The sequence below is a fragment of the Mesorhizobium sp. M8A.F.Ca.ET.021.01.1.1 genome (assembly GCF_003998025.1).
GTDB lineage: Bacteria > Pseudomonadota > Alphaproteobacteria > Rhizobiales > Rhizobiaceae > Mesorhizobium.
The window spans coordinates 1-13,282 of the sequence record NZ_RZSJ01000113.1 but is presented as its reverse complement, the minus strand read 5'-3'; the positions used below and the strand labels follow the sequence as shown (position 1 = coordinate 13,282).

Sequence of the window (13,282 nt, the reverse complement as noted above, 5' to 3'; positions counted from 1 at the left end):
CTTTACACGGCTCCGAAACTTTTTAGAGCCAACTCCAGAACCAGTCCCACCAAGACAGGTCCTTCGCCGGTTCCGCGCCGATGTTGCGCGGTCCCTTGGCCGGGTCCTGATCATCCTCGGCGGCGGCCACCAGTTCGCGATGCGCGCCGACGCGGACGAAGAACTCAGCGATCAGGTCGACGCGCATGCGGTTGCGGGTGATCAGCGCCAGCGCGTCCTCGCGGCGCACCTCGATGCGCAGCACGTTCATGTTGACCGGGGTGATCTCATGCAGCACCGGAATGACGAAAGCGCCGCCATTCACCACCACCTTCTCGCCCATGAAGCCGGTGCGCACGAACGCCGTCTCCTTGGTCGAGCGGCGATAGAGCCAGCGCAAGATGTAGACGGCGATCACGACGACGATCGCCGCAATGATCAGCCACAACAGGAAAGCGCCAAAGGTCTGCGCGTCCATGATCTATCCTCCCCAAGACAATGCGGTCGGCGCGAGGCGACCGGCAGTATTTTCAAACATCCACCCGTCGGGCGGCGAAGTCCAATTCTTCATGCCCGCCTCTGCAGCTTCGGCGTGATGGCGTGGAACGCTGAGATCACCGCGTCGACAAAGGCCGGGTCATTGATGTTGGCCGGCACCCGCTCGACGTTGCGCTGCGGCGTCTGGCGAACGGTCCTCTCGATCGCTTCGAACAAAGCGTTGTCAGCCTCGGGATCATGAAAGGGCTGGCTGGGCGCACCGAGCATGGAAACGCCGCCCTCGGGCAGCAGGAACCGCACCGGGCCGTTCATGGCGTTGAGCCGCGCGCCGATCCATTCGCCGAAGGCGCGGTTCTCGTCACGCGTCGTGCGCATCAGTGTGACGTTGGGATTGTGGATGACGAATTTGCGGCTGCGGAATTTGTCCGGCACGCTGTCGCGCGGGCCGAAATTGACCATGTCGAGCGCGCCGGCCGAGCCGACATAGGGCAGTCCGGTGCGGATCGCCGCGCCAAAGCGATCCTGCGTCGCCGGGAAGACGCCCCCGACAATCATGTCGGCCACTTCGGTCGTGGTGAGATCGATGAAGGCTGACAGCAGCCGGGAATCGCCGAGGTTTTCCATCGCCCGCCCGCCTATGCCGGTGGCGTGGAAGACGAGGCAGTCATAGTCGGCTTCGAGTCGTCTGGTCACCGCCTGCACGGCAGGCGTGGTGACGCCGAACATGGTGATGCCGACCGCCGGCCGCGCCAGCTTGCGCTTGGCTTCCCAGGCCTCGGCATCGGGCAGTTGCGCGACCATGCCGGCCATGGCGTGCGCGGCATTGGAGAGCACCTGTTCGGTAATCGAGTTCAGCCCCTGCACATCGGCCACGGAATGGAACATCATGATGTCGGCGCCGCCGACATATTTGGCGACATCGCCGGCCGCCACCGTCGACACCATCAGCTTGGGAATGCCGACGGGCAGCACGCGCATGCCTGCGGTGGCCAGCGTTGTGCCGCCGGAGCCGCCGGCGGAAATCACGCCGCCGATGCGCGGCTCGCGCTCGATCCAGCGTGCGAAGGCGTCCGCCATGGCGCTGACCGAACCGCCGCGGTCATTGGTGAAGACGGCGGAGGATCCGCGCACATGCATGCCGGCGACCTGCATGGCCGGAACGTCGGCGCTGGTCGGTTTTCCCGAGGTCGACAGGTCGACCGTACGCGCCGGCAGGCCCAGCGCCTTCAGCCGGTCGGCCATGAAGCGCAATTCCTTGCCCTTGGTATCGAAGGTGCCGACAACCAGCACGGTCCTGCCGATGCGCTCGGCAAAGGGGATGGCGAAGATTTTTTTCGGATCGTCCTGCGGGGCGGTTTTGTCGACCGCCGCCTGGCGCAATTCGGTGACCGGGACGTTCCAGCGGTTGGGCAGTTCGACGACCGGTCGGTAGACGCCGTCTTGAGGCATCGGCTCGCCCGATGCGGTGCCGGTACGGTCGACGCGATAGACTTTCGCCAGTTGCTCCCTGGCCTGCGCGGCTTCGGCCAGCGTGACGGGCGCTTCCTCGGCGTGGCGGCCGACGCCAAGCAGCCGCTGCTGCAGTTCGCGGTCGGCGGCCAGCGCCTTGGCGTCCATCAGCCGGTTGATGCGGCCGTTGACCATGATGGCGACCTGGTTCGACACCGAGGTCGCCACGCCGATGTTCTGCTCGATGACCAGCACCGCCATCTCGCCCTCGGCGGCGAGATCGACCAGCATTTTTTCGACCTGGTCAACGATGACCGGCGCCAGCCCTTCGGTCGGCTCGTCCATCACCAACAGCTTGGGATCGCTGAGCAGCGCACGCGAAATCGCCAGCATCTGCTGCTCGCCGCCCGAAAGCTGCGAGCCGCCATTTGTCCGGCGTTCGGCCAGACGCGGAAAGGTCTGGTAGACCCGTTCGACCGTCCAGGAGGCGTCGCGCCTGTTGCCGGCCGCGAGGCGCAGATGCTCGTCGACCGTCAGGCTCGGCCAGACGCGGCGGCCTTGCGGCACATAGCCGACGCCGAGACGGTGAATCTCGTGCGGCTCAAGCGAGGTGATTTCGCGGCCGTCGAGGCGGATCGAGCCGGACTTCGCGCGCTTCAGGCCGACAATGGTGTTGCAGAGCGTCGACTTGCCCATGCCGTTGCGGCCGACCACCGACAGCACGCCGCTTTCCAGCGTCAGCGAAACGCCCTGCAAGGCATGGCTTTCGCCATAAAAGACCTGGAGGTCTTCTATGCGCAGCATTGCCTTGGCGGTCTTCCCGGCACGCTCAGCCATGCTTGCCCCCGAGATAGATCTCCTGGACTTCCGGGTCGGCTTCGAGCTCCTGCGGCGTGCCTTCCTTGAACAGGCGGCCATTGTGCATCATCGAGACATATTCCGAGACGCGCAGCGCGACGTCGAGATCGTGCTCGATGATGATGTAGCCGATATGCCTGGGCAGTGCGTTGAGGATGGCGACGAGGTCGCGGCGCTCGGTTGGCGACAGGCCAGCCGCCGGCTCGTCGAAGAGGATGAAGCGCGGCGCACCAGCCAGCGCCAGGGCGATCTCCAGCTGGCGCTGCTGGCCATGGCTCAGCGTCGCCACCAGCGTGTCGCGATAGGTTTCCAGATGCACGGCGTTGAGGATCGATTCCGCCTGCACCATGTTGACGTCCGACGCGGCCGGCCGCAGCAGCGAGAAGCGCCGCCTCGAGACGCCGCGACAGGCAAGGAAGATGGAATCGAGAACCGACAGGCCCTTGAACAATTGCGATATCTGATAGGTGCGCCGCAGGCCGCGCCGGATGCGCTCATGCGGCGGCAGGTCGGTGATGTCCTCGCCGAAGAAGCGTATGCGCCCTGACGTCGGCATGAAGTCGCCGGTCACGGCGTTGAACAGCGTGGTCTTGCCGGCGCCGTTGGAGCCGAGGACCGCGCGCCGTTCTCCGGCCGCGATCCTCATGGTGATGCCCGAGAGCGCCACCAGCGCCCCGAAATGCCGCGCCACGCCATCGAGCTCCAGCGCATAGGCACCGGTGCTCTGGAGGCGGTTTGCTGCGAGGCTTTCGGTCACTGGCGGCTGCATTCGATATTGGCTGTTACGGGCAGCTCGGATTGTCGCGGTTGACCGCGCCGAGCTTCATGAACTCGTCTTCGGGAATGCCGAGCGTCTGGTTGACCTGCGGCACGACCTTGACCAGCTTGTTGAGGAGATTGCCGTCGGCACCTTCGGTGACCTCGGTCAGGAAGATGTCGGCGATGGCGTTGCGGTTCTTGTCGAGCGACACCTTGCCGGTCGGCGTGTCGAAGGAGAGCTTCGACAGCGCGTCGCGCAGCTTCTTGCCGCCGTCGGAGACATCGCCGCCGACCTGGTCGAGGCCGAGCAATGTCGCCTTCATGTCGACATAATAGCCATGGGCGAAGAGCGAGGGCGACGGAAAGGCGCCAGGCTGCTTCTTGTAGGCCTCGACGAACGCCTTCCACGCCGGCGCGTCATTGGTGTCGGCGGTCGGTCCGGCCGATGGCGTGCCCTTGAGCACGTCCTTCAGCTTGCCCTTCGAAGTCAGCCCCGTCTGGTCGACGGTGATCGAACCGCCGATCAGCGGCGCGGTGCCGCCGCCCTGCTGGTACTGGGTCAGGAAGTTGACGGCGTCGGCGCCGCCGAGCGCGACATAGATCGCATCGACGTCCTCGGGAATGGCTGCGATGACCGACGAAAAATCCTTGTTGCCGATCGGCACCCACGACTTCGACGGCACATGGCCGCCGGCCTTGCAGAACTCGGCCATGAAGCCGAACACCTGCGTGTAGGGGAAGGAATAGTCCTCGGCGACGGTGGCGACCTTCTTATAGCCCTTGTCCTTGAAGGCATAGGTGCCAAGGCCGGCCATCCACTGCGCGCCGTCGGTGGAGAAACGGAAGAAGTTTTCCGCCGGATTGCGCAAAGTGGTGTCCTGCGCGGCCGACGTACCGTTTATGAAGGTCACGTTCGGCTGCGTCTTGGCGTAGTCCTTGACGGCGATGCCTTCGTCGCCCGAAAGCGGGCCGACCAGCACCTTGACGCCGTCCTGCTCGACCAGCTTGCGCGCCGCGCGCACCGCGCTGTCGGGCGAGGCGTCGGACGAGCCCTTGACGATCTCGATCTTCTTGCCGGCGACCATGCCCTTCATCTCTTCGACCGCGGTCATGGCGCCGCGTTCGCCGTCCTCGCCAAGCACCGTGAACGGTCCCTCGAAGGTGGCGAGCAGGCCGATCTTGACGGTGTCGTCGGCGGCCAGCGCCATCGACGGCGCGGTCAGCCCGGTGAACACCGCGAGCGCCAGTAAGGTACGTCTATGCATCCTCATGTTTTTTCCTCCCGTTGATTTCGTTTTGCAGTGGTTCATTCCATCCCGGTCGCTAGGCGCCGGGACGCAAGGACTCCTGGGCAAGATGTGGCTTGATCCTCCCCCACAACCCAAGAATTCCGTCCGGTGAGACGAAGACGATCACCAGGAACACAAGGCCGATCAGCGTGTTGAACCGCTCAGCGCCGACGATGTCGATGGCGAAGGTCTGCATCAGGACGACGACGAGCGCGCCGAGGAACGGCCCAATCGGATGGCGCAGCCCGCCGATGACGGCGATGATCAAGACATCGATCGCGGCATCGACGCCGATAGTGCCTGGCGAGACGCGGCCGTTGAACCAGACCAGCAGCACGCCCGCCAGACCGGCGATGACGCCGGAGAGCAGCCAGGCGAACACCTTGTGCGCGGTGACATGGTAGCCCAGCGCGCGCATGCGGCGCGGGTTGTCGCGGATCGCCTGCAAGGTCATGCCGAAGGTCGAGCGCGAGCCATAAAGCACCGCCGCGTAGCACAGCGCCGCCAGGCCGAGGCAAAGGTAATAGAAGGGCTTGGCGTCGCGCCAACCGATGCCCCAGAAGGCCGGCGCGCGGATGCCGGCATAGCCGGAATGGCCGTTGAAGATGGCGTAGTTCTGCTGGGCGAAATAGTAGGTCGCGGTGGCGATCGCCAGCGTGATCATGATCGTGTAGATGCCCTCGGTGCGCACCGAGATCCAGCCGATCAGCGCCGATGCCAGCGCCGCCGCGAGCACGGCGAATGGCACCGCCAACCACCACGGCCAGCCGAAACCGAGGATATTGGAATTGTTGTTGCCGAGGATGGCGATGGCATAGGCTGATATGCCGGCAACGGTGATCTGCGCCAGGCTGACCATGCCGCCATAGCCGGCGAGCAGCATCAGCGACAGGCCGAGCATGCCGAAGATCAGCGAATAGCCGCCGATCTGCGTCAGAAAGAAATCGGACGCGACCAATGGATAAAGTACCAGTGCGACGGCAAGGATGATGTTGCCGGCGCCAAGCTTCTCCAGCCAGTTCCGCTGTGTGGTGGTGCTGTCGGTGGCGATGGCGAGGCTCATCTTGCCTTCCCCATGATGCCTTGCGGCCTGACCGCCAGCGTCACCACCATGATGACGAAGGTCAGCACGATGCCATAGGTCGGGAAATAAACGAGGCCGATCTGTTCGGCCAGCCCGATCAGCAGCGCGCCGATGGCCGCGCCAGTGATCGAGCCCATGCCGCCGACGATGACCACGACCAGCGACGCCAGGAGGTAGCGCACGTCCTCGCCGGGCGCGACCGACAGTGCCGACCCTCCGACGACGCCGGCAAAACCGGCAAGACCTGCGCCAACCGCGAAGACGATGGCGAACACCGCGTGCACGTTGACGCCGGAGGCCTGCAGCATGGCGCGGTCGTCGACGCCGGCGCGGATCATCATGCCGACGCGGGTCTTGTGCAGCATCAGCCAGAGGCCGACGCCGATGACGATCGCCGCCGCCAGCACGACGACGCGGTAGAGCGGATAGGTGAGGAAGACCGAGGCGCCGTTGGAACGCACCGCCGTGATGACAGGCAAGGTCAAGGCGCCGTCGAGCCATTCCGGCGTCGTGATCTGGTAAGTGCCGCCGGCCCACACCGCCAGCATCAGGTCGGCGGCGACGATCGAAATGCCGATCGACACCAGGGTCTGCCGCAGGTCGTCGCCTTCGAGGCGACGGAAGACGAAGACCTGCATGACGACGCCGACGATGGCCAGCACCGCGAAGCCGGCGGCGACGCCGAGCAGCCAGTAGCCGGTGCGGTTGGTGACCTCGTAGCCGATATAGGCGCCGAGCAGATAGAGCGAGCCATGTGCGAGATTGACGTTGCGCATCAGGCCGAAGATCAGAGTGAAGCCCGAGGCGACGAGGAAATAGAGGCCGGCCAGCGTAATGCCGTTGAGGATGGCGCTGACGAAAGCCTTCTTCGAGATCAGGATGGCGTTCAGCCAATCGGGCCAGACGGCAAAGACCAGCCATGCGATGACAGCGGCGGCGAGCAGGCCAACAAGGCCCCACGCTTGCCCGCGCGTCATGCCATCGCCCGAGGACAGCCCGGACGACGAGGATGGCTGGTCGAGCAGGCTCATGCCGTCAGCCGCCGGCGCTGCTCGTTCATGCGCGGCGCCTTGTGGAACTTGCCGTCCTTCATGATGGCGAGGATGCGGTTCTTGTCCTGCAGGATGCGCACATCCGAGATCGGATCGCCGTCGATGAGCAGGATATCGGCGAGGTAGCCTTCCTTGATCAGACCGAGCTCGTCGCCCATGTTCATGATCTGGCCGCCATATTTGGTGCCGGCCTGGATCGCTTCCATCGGCGAGAAGCCGAGCATCTCGACGAAGGTCTGAATGTCCTTGGCGTTGGTGCCTTGCGGCGTCCAGGCAAAGCCGTAGTCGCCGCCGATGCACACACGAATGCCGCGCCGATGCATCTTCTTCATCGTGTCGACGCACATTTCGAGTTCGCGCTCATATTCGAGCGAGAGTGGCGAGCCGGGCTTGATGCCCCATTGCTCGGCATGGCGCGCGGTATTGATCAGCCAGGCAATACCGGGCGCAACGAAATGCTTGTCCTTGACCGCCTCGAGCATGTCGAGCGCTTCCTCGTCGGCGAAGGAGGCGTGATAGATGTTCTGGATGCCGTGGCGCACGCACTGCTTGACCGAGCCGGACGAGCGCGCATGCGCCGACAGCACCTTGTTGCGGCAGCGCGCCTCGGAGGCGGCCATGGCAACCTCCTCCTCCGACATCGGCGTTTCCTCGGCGCCCATGCCGGTGATGCTCTCGCCGGACAAATTGAGCTTGATGGAATCGACGCCGTATTTGATCAGCTGGCGGACGGTGCGGCGGATTTCCTCGGGGCCGGAGACGACGAGGCCGAGGTTCAGCCCCTCATGCGGAATGTGCGAGGGCGCTGAATCGCCGAGACCGCCGACCGTGGTGATCTCGGGACCCGCCGCGAGATAGCGTGGTCCGGGGAAACGGCCCTGGTTGATGAATTTCTTGGCCACGACATCGAGGCGCGGCTTGGCAGCGGCAGCGCCCCGGCCGGCGGTGAAGCCGGCGTCGAGCACCAGCTTGGCCATCTCCATGGTGACCAGCATGTGTTCCTCGACCTCCATCATCTGGATGGGATCGATGCCGGGCGCGTTGTTCCAGGACAGGTGCAGATGCGCGTCGATCATGCCGGGCATAAGCGTCGCGCCCATGCCGTCGATGATGGTTGCTCCCCCCGCCGCACCGCCGCTGTAGGAAGACGACGAGGACGAGCCGAAGCGCGACGAACCCTTGGTGATCTGCTTGATGCGGTTGCCCTGCACCAGCACCTCGCCGGTGTAGGGATATTCACCAGTTGCGTCGAGCACGCGCACATTGGTGAACAGCGTGCTGCCCGAGCCGTTGCCGTTCCAGCTGTCGTCTGCCATCACAAGCCTCCCAACTTGCCGAGCGCATAAGTTTACGCCCGATCAGAATTCCTCACCTATCAACCCGTCTCAAAAAATCAGCGAGCTTTTGGGTGCTTTCGCGCGGGCTCTCGACCGTTGCCCAATGTCCGCACCGATCCAGCGACGAGAATATGGCGCCCTTGATTTTATCAGCAAGCGACTGGGCGACGCCGGGCGGATTGACCGTGTCGGCATCGCCGGTGACCAGCAGTGTCGGCGCCGAGATCCGGCGCGCATCGACGGCGGTCGCCTTGGCCAGCGCCTCGCAGGTGCGGGCATAGGATTCGGGATCCTGCCTCGTGATCGATTCCCGCACGAAGGCGACTGCCGCCGGCGAGGTTTCCCTGCTGTGTGCCGAGATCGCGTTGGCGACGATCTGGTCGGCTATGTCGGCCATGCCGCCCGAGCGCGCCAGTTGCGCCCGCTTGCCGAGCCCTTGCCGTGTCGCTTCGGTCGGCTCGGCCAAGGCCCCAAACAGGGCGAGCGACCTAACCAGCGAAGGCTGCGCCGCCGCGATCTGCTGACAGACGATGGTGCCCATCGAATGGCCGACGAAATGGGCTGACGTGACCCCCATGCCGGCCAAGGCGCGGATCACCGCCTCGCTCATGCCTTCGATGGTCAGCGGCTCGATCGGACGCGGCGAACGGCCGGAGCCCGGCAAATCGAGCCGGATGACGCGATAGGCAGACAATGCCGCCATCTGCGGCTGGAACATGTTCGAGGTGCCGCCAAGGCCGTGGATCATCGCCACGGCAGCCCCCTCGCCGACAGTTTCGGCAACGACCTGGCCAACCGTCACCGTCGTCATTGAGCATGCTCCGCGAAGCGGTTTTCCAGCGTGCCGATGCCGTCGATTTCGATGCGCACAACGTCGCCAGCCTTCAGGTATTTCGGTGGATCGAAGCCGATGCCGACGCCGACCGGCGTGCCGGTGGCGATGATGTCGCCGGACTTCAGCGTGATGCCCTGCGACAGGGTGGCGATGATGGTGGGAATATCGAAGATCAGCAGCGATATCCTGGAATCCTGGCGCAGATCCTCGTTGACGAAACACCTTATTCCGGCGGTCGCCAGGTCGAGTTCGTCCCTGGTCACCGCCCAGGGGCCCATCGGGCAGAACGTGTCCTGCGACTTGCCGATCAGCCACTGGCTGTACTTGCCCTGCAGGTCGCGCGCGGTGACGTCATTGACGATGGTGTAGCCCCAGACGTGATCGAGCGCGTTCTCCCTGGAAATGCCGCGTCCACCTTTGCCGATGATGACGGCGAGTTCCGCCTCGTAGTCGATAGCCGTCGAGACGGAGGGATCGATCAGCACGCTGGCATGGTTGGCGACCACCGATTCCGGCACTTTGGAAAAGATGATCGGGTGCTTCGGGATCGCGCCGGCGCCGGCACTGGAATCAAAGCCCGAGCGGGCGAACTCATGCGCGTGCTCGTGATAGTTCTTGCCAACACAGAAAATGTTGCGGCGCGGCTGGGGGATCGGCGCCTCGATCTCGACCTGCGCAAGCGGGATCGGCGACAAGGTACGCGGGATGCCGGCGCCGTTGCGCTCGACCAGCGCCAAGATGCCGGACATGGCCTGGTCGACCGAAAAATCGAAAGGCGCGATGGTCTGGGCATCGAGGTCGACCAGACCGACGCGACGTTCGCCCGATATCGAAAAAGTCGCGACCCGCATCCAGTTCCTCCCTGAACCAATATTGAGCCAATTTTTTGCTCTTTCGCTACACGCTATCGCCGATTGGTTTAGGCCGCAAGTGGAATCTCGGCTGATCGTACCAAAAGTATCCGGCCCCGATAGGCCAGTTTAAGCGGACTCGCACCGGCGCTGCGTAATGGACGGCGGCGCAGGAAGCTGATATGCGTGGTTCAGTATCGGATCAGATAAAAGTTGCCAGGCATGCCAAAGCTCGTCGCCAACGATATCGCCACCGTCCTGAAAAAACGCATCTCCTCGGGCGAGTGGATCGAGAATGGCCGCATGCCGCCGGAACGCGATCTTGCGAGCGAGTTCGGTGTCGCGCGCAACACGGTGCGGCGCGCCGTTTCCTTCCTCGAGGAGGACGGCACGGTGGTGCGCCATGTCGGGCGCGGAACTTTCCTGACCGCCACCAATCCAGCCTCGATGGCGGCGGTTGTCGGCCGGATGGAAGGCACCAGCCCGGCCGATATGATGGAGATCCGGCAGCTGCTGGAACCGGCGGCGGCATCGTTCGCCGCCACCAATGCCAGCGCCATGGAGCTCAACGCGGTGCGCGAGGCGCACAAGATCGCCTGCGAAGCGCAGGACATGCCGACCTTCGAACACTGGGACGCGGAGTTCCATCACCGCATCTTCGCCTGCTCGCGCAACGAATTCCTCAAGGAGATCCACAATCTGATGCGCATCCTGCGCAATCAGGCACCGTGGTTCGAAATGAAGAAGCGCTCCTTTTCCGAGGAGCGCCGCGGCATCTATTGCAGCGAACACCAGACGGTTCTCGACGCGCTGCTGCGCCGCGATCCGGAGAGCGCCAGCCAGGCCATGCTGGCGCATCTGAAAACCGTCGAGCGCAATCTTTTGGGGCGGTGATCGCGCCGGGAAGGCGCGGCAGCGCCTCCCCCGCCCCTAGTATCACTCGCCGCGCATCGTTGCCTGGAAAGTCGGCAGGTGCTTCTTCTGCGCTTCCAGCATGCGTTCGCGGTAGACACCGTAGATGACGTCGGTGTCGTGCAGCGTGACGCCCGCGATCGTCGGCGAGGCAAAGACCGGCAGTTCGATGCCGCGCTTGGCGAGCTGCTCGGCGGTGCGGGCAATCAGCTCATGCGCCAGGATCATGGCGAGCACCGTCGACGAACCGGACACCGGACGACTCCAGCCCTCGACCGGCACGATGGCGTCCTCGATCGGCGAGCAGGTGTCGATGACGAGATCGGCCGCATCCGCCAGCCGCTTGCCGGAGGAATGCGTGGCAGGCTTGTCGAGATTGTTCTTGCTGGTCACCGCGACGACGAAGATGCCGCGTTTTTTCGCGTAGAGCGCGGTGTCGATGCCCGACGAATTGCGGCCGCTATGGCCGAAGATAATGATGGAATCGCCCTTGTTGAGCGGCTGGTGATCGAGGAACTTCTCGGCGTATCTTTCGGTCCGCTCCAGCCACAGAAGCTCGCGCACGCCGCCGGCGCCGAGCACGTTGTGCCACATCACGCGCGGGTCGGTCAGCGGATTGAAGCCGACATAGCTGCCGTAGCGCGGGAACACTTCCTGCACCGGCAGCACCGAATGGCCCGAACCGTAGAGATGGACCAGACCGCCGCCTTCAAGCGAATCGGCGAAGCGGGTGGAGGCCTCGCCGAAGGCCTCTTCGTTGGTTTTCGCTGCCTTGTCGATGAGAGCGGCGAGACGGTGGATGTAGAGATCGGACACGTGGGTACTCCTGTTTAAGTGTCTGCTTGGGAGGGTGGATCAGCTTCGCGGGTTCGAAGGGACGCGCCCGGCGCGCAGTGTCGAGCGGATTTCGTAGCGGTCGCCGCGCATGATGGAGACGGTGAATTCGAAAGGCCCGCGCTCGTCGGTGGTGATGCGTTCGACGATGAAGGCGGGGCTGCCGGCGGGCAGGTCGAGCAGCTCGGCGTCCGCCGCGCCAATGGCACCGACGCGGTAGTTTTCCCGCGCGGCCACCGGCACGATGCCGTAGTGACGCTCGAGCGCTTCGTAGAGCGAGCCTTGCAGCAGGCCGGCGTCGAGGAACCCCGGCACGCGCGCCGCCGAAAGCTGCGCCGTCTGGATGCCGATCGGCTCGTTGTTGCCCAACCTGAGACGCCGGATGCGCACCACCGGATCGCCTTCCTCGATCTCCAGCGCGCCGGCCGCCGCAGCATTGGCCGTCGTCAGGCTGCAATCGAGCAGGCGCGAGCCGGCGACCACGCCCATATTGCCCATTTCCTGGGTGAAGCTGGTCAGCTCGCGCGTGCCGGCCACCAGCGTGGTCGAGCGCACGAAGGTGCCGCGGCCATGCTCGCGCCGCAGCAGCCCGCCTTCCTCCAGATTGCGCAGAGCATGGCGCAAGGTGATGCGGCTGACGCCAAACAGAGCGCACAGCCGGTCTTCCGCCGGGATCTGGTCGCCGGTCTCCCATTCGCCGCTCTTGACGATGGCGCGGATCGCCTCCTCGACCTGATACCAGAGCGGCTCCGGGCGTCTGCGGTCCGGCTGCTGAAAGCTCGCTTCGCTCATCGCACCTGTCTCCACTCTTTCCCGGCGCGACCAGCCAGCGCCGCGCCGACAAGACCGGCACCCGGACCGAACCGGCCGGGCCGGACATCGATGCCACGCAGATGCGCCGGCAACTGACGCCGCAGCGCGGCAAGCAGCGGCGGCCGCATCACCTCCAGCGCCTCGGCCAGTCCCCCCGAAATCAAAACCGCCTGCGGATCGAGAAGCGCCACGGCCCCGGCCAGCGCCGTGCCGAGCCGCCGCGCCGGCACTTCCAGCAAGGTCTGCGCTGCGAGTTCGCCTGCCTGAGCGGCGGCGATCAGTTGGCGGCCATCGGTGAGGCCGATCTGGCCGGCAAGCGCATCGAGCGCCCGGCCCGAGGCGACGCGCTCCAGCCAGCCGCTGCGCTCCTCGCCATGATCCTTGATGTCGGCGCAAGCCCAGCCGAACGAGCAGGCGCCGCCATGCGCGCCGGCAACGATGCGGCCGTTGGCCAGCACCGCCGAGCCGATGCCGGTGCCAATGGCGAGCAGGATCGCATCCGACATGCCTTTTGCCGCACCCTCGACGGCTTCCGCCAGCAGCGCGATCTGCGCGTCGTTGCCGAGCGCCACGGGCAGGCCTGGAAACAGGGCCTGGACGTCGACGCCGTCGAGAAACGGCAGGTTCGGGATCCAGCGGCAGACGACACCTTCGACGAGCCCGGGCACCGCGATGCCGAGCGCCTCGACCGCCCCGGCTCCAGCGCGCAGCGCCTGGATGCGGGCGACGAAC

At 65.1% G+C, this 13,282-nt stretch carries 13 protein-coding genes; 1 reads left to right on the top strand and 12 read right to left on the bottom strand.

Annotated elements, in window-relative coordinates:
• Positions 1-22 precede the first annotated feature (22 nt).
• From EOA36_RS11905 to EOA36_RS11865, 9 genes are all read right to left on the bottom strand, one after another.
• Positions 23-457, bottom strand: coding sequence for a hypothetical protein (locus EOA36_RS11905; protein ID WP_127277812.1), 435 nt, complete (start codon positions 455-457; stop codon positions 23-25).
• Positions 458-546: 89 nt separating this feature from the next.
• Positions 547-2,763: an ABC transporter permease gene (locus EOA36_RS11900; RefSeq protein WP_127277811.1), complete on the bottom strand. Its 2,217-nt coding sequence runs from the start codon at positions 2,761-2,763 to the stop codon at positions 547-549.
• Positions 2,756-3,553: an ABC transporter ATP-binding protein gene (locus EOA36_RS11895; protein ID WP_127277810.1), complete on the bottom strand. Its 798-nt coding sequence runs from the start codon at positions 3,551-3,553 to the stop codon at positions 2,756-2,758. The genes EOA36_RS11900 and EOA36_RS11895 overlap by 8 nt, the downstream gene beginning before the upstream one ends.
• 13 nt (positions 3,554-3,566) lie before the next feature.
• Positions 3,567-4,814, bottom strand: a complete 1,248-nt coding sequence (locus EOA36_RS11890) for an ABC transporter substrate-binding protein (protein WP_127277809.1) — start codon at positions 4,812-4,814, stop codon at positions 3,567-3,569.
• 52 nt (positions 4,815-4,866) lie between these two features.
• On the bottom strand, positions 4,867-5,895 hold the full coding sequence (locus EOA36_RS11885; protein WP_127277808.1) for a branched-chain amino acid ABC transporter permease: 1,029 nt from the start codon (positions 5,893-5,895) through the stop codon (positions 4,867-4,869).
• Positions 5,892-6,893 (bottom strand): branched-chain amino acid ABC transporter permease, encoded by a 1,002-nt coding sequence (locus EOA36_RS11880; protein WP_167531366.1) that lies wholly within the window; start codon positions 6,891-6,893, stop codon positions 5,892-5,894. The genes EOA36_RS11885 and EOA36_RS11880 overlap by 4 nt, the downstream gene beginning before the upstream one ends.
• A gap of 50 nt (positions 6,894-6,943) precedes the next feature.
• Positions 6,944-8,284 (bottom strand): amidohydrolase family protein, encoded by a 1,341-nt coding sequence (locus EOA36_RS11875; RefSeq protein ID WP_127277806.1) that lies wholly within the window; start codon positions 8,282-8,284, stop codon positions 6,944-6,946.
• 52 nt (positions 8,285-8,336) lie between these two features.
• Complete coding sequence (locus tag EOA36_RS11870) at positions 8,337-9,116, bottom strand: alpha/beta fold hydrolase (protein ID WP_127277805.1); 780 nt, start codon at positions 9,114-9,116, stop codon at positions 8,337-8,339.
• Positions 9,113-9,991: a fumarylacetoacetate hydrolase family protein gene (locus EOA36_RS11865; RefSeq protein WP_127277804.1), complete on the bottom strand. Its 879-nt coding sequence runs from the start codon at positions 9,989-9,991 to the stop codon at positions 9,113-9,115. Before EOA36_RS11865 ends, EOA36_RS11870 begins: the two co-directional genes overlap by 4 nt.
• Before the next feature lie 222 nt (positions 9,992-10,213).
• Here EOA36_RS11865 and EOA36_RS11860 point away from each other — a divergent pair, with 222 nt between their 5' ends.
• Positions 10,214-10,885, top strand: coding sequence for an FCD domain-containing protein (locus EOA36_RS11860; RefSeq protein ID WP_127277803.1), 672 nt, complete (start codon positions 10,214-10,216; stop codon positions 10,883-10,885).
• A gap of 42 nt (positions 10,886-10,927) precedes the next feature.
• On the opposite strand, the gene EOA36_RS11855 is transcribed toward EOA36_RS11860, so the two are convergent.
• From EOA36_RS11855 to EOA36_RS11845, 3 genes are all read right to left on the bottom strand, one after another.
• Positions 10,928-11,719, bottom strand: a complete 792-nt coding sequence (locus EOA36_RS11855; protein ID WP_127277802.1) for an SIS domain-containing protein — start codon at positions 11,717-11,719, stop codon at positions 10,928-10,930.
• Between the two features lie 39 nt (positions 11,720-11,758).
• Entirely contained in the window at positions 11,759-12,529 is a 771-nt protein-coding gene (locus tag EOA36_RS11850) for a GntR family transcriptional regulator (protein ID WP_127277801.1), read from the bottom strand.
• Positions 12,526-13,282, bottom strand: a 757-nt coding sequence (locus tag EOA36_RS11845) for an ROK family protein (protein WP_145969151.1), incomplete at its 5' end; no start/stop codon positions are given. The genes EOA36_RS11850 and EOA36_RS11845, both read right to left, overlap by 4 nt.